This is a genomic window from Allobosea sp. NPDC055332 (assembly GCF_053645455.1).
Window position 1 is genome coordinate 1 of the sequence record NZ_JBSHMO010000028.1, and the last position, 1,351, is coordinate 1,351.

At 50.9% G+C, this 1,351-nt stretch carries 2 protein-coding genes and 2 pseudogenes; all 4 read left to right on the forward strand.

The window, feature by feature from the left end; all coding sequences use genetic code 11:
* Positions 1 to 103: 103 nt before the first annotated feature.
* A pseudogene (locus ACWIGM_RS31385) lies at positions 104 to 481 on the forward strand (transposase); the annotation flags it as partial.
* Positions 478 to 828, forward strand: a complete 351-nt coding sequence (gene tnpB / locus ACWIGM_RS31390) for an IS66 family insertion sequence element accessory protein TnpB (RefSeq protein WP_000624725.1) — start codon at positions 478 to 480, stop codon at positions 826 to 828. The pseudogene ACWIGM_RS31385 and the gene tnpB, both read left to right, overlap by 4 nt.
* A 30-nt stretch (positions 829 to 858) precedes the next feature.
* A complete protein-coding gene (locus ACWIGM_RS31395) occupies positions 859 to 1,080 on the forward strand; it encodes a hypothetical protein (RefSeq protein WP_000080227.1) in 222 nt (73 codons plus the stop codon).
* Positions 1,026 to 1,351 (forward strand): annotated as a pseudogene (locus ACWIGM_RS31400) (IS66 family transposase); the annotation flags it as partial. The gene ACWIGM_RS31395 and the pseudogene ACWIGM_RS31400, both read left to right, overlap by 55 nt.

The following is a 1,351-nucleotide window of genomic DNA, read 5'->3' on the forward strand; positions in this document are numbered from 1 at the left end:
ATATCAATAACTTTCACTCATTACCCTTAGACGCCCATCTGACACAGACGGACATCTAAGTATGGAATTACAGGACTGACGAAAAGAACCTCGTAAAAAGTATTCGAATGAATTCAAAATTCGTATGGTTGAACTGGCATCACAACCCGGTGCTTGTGTGGCCCAGATTGCACGAGAAAATGGCGTCAATGATAATGTTATTTTCAAATGGCTCAGACTCTGGCAAAACGAAGGGCGTATATCACGGCGTATTCCGGTGACAACCACTTCTGACGCAGGCGTTGAATTATTACCTGTAGAGATAACGCCTGATGAGCCGAAAGAACCGATGGCTGCTCTTACTCCGTCCTTATCCACTCAGACTACTGTCAGTGCCAGCTCCTGCAAGGTGGAGTTCCGTCACGGTAACATGACGCTGGAAAATCCTTCACCAGAGCTGCTCACTGTATTGATTCGTGAACTGACCGGGAGGGGAAGATGATCTCACTCCCATCAGGTACCCGTATCTGGCTCGTTGCCGGCGTTACCGATATGCGTAAATCCTTCAACGGACTGGGAGAACAGGTACAACATGTGCTGAATGATAATCCCTTCTCCGGTCACCTGTTTATCTTCCGTGGCCGACGGGGTGACACCGTTAAAATTCTTTGGGCTGATGCTGATGGTCTGTGCCTGTTCACCAAACGCCTGGAGGAAGGCCAGTTTATCTGGCCTGTGGTACGTGACGGCAAGGTATCCATTACCCGCTCGCAACTGGCAATGCTCCTCGATAAGCTGGACTGGCGTCAGCCAAAAACATCCCGCCTTAACGCCCTGACAATGTTGTAAAAAACGCCTGGCCGCATTATAAAAACGGCCATGAGTCAGAAATACCTCATTCGCATTGCAGAACTGGAAAGCCAGCTCCGTCAGAAAGACCAGCAACTGAGTCTGGTTGAAGAGACGGAGGCCTTCCTGCGCTCTGCACTGGCACGTGCCGAAGAAAAGATCGAAGAAGATGAACGGGAAATAGAATATCTGCGGGCTCAGGCACGCTGTCGAAAAAATCCAGGCTGGGCGAAGCGTTCAGCTATGTACTGAATCAGTGGGACGCCCTCTGTTATTACAGTGATGACGGTCTGGCGGAGGCGGACAATAACACAGCGGAAAGAGCGCTTCGTGCATTCTGTCTCGGAAAGAAAAATTACGTGTTCTTCGGTAGCGATCACGGCGGCGAGTGTGGTGCACTGCTGTACGGGCTGATCGGCACCTGCCGTCTGAACGGTATCGATCCGGAAGCGTATCTGCGCCATATTCTGAGCGTACTGCCGGAATGGCCCTCCAACCGTGTTGACGAACTCCTGCCATGGAA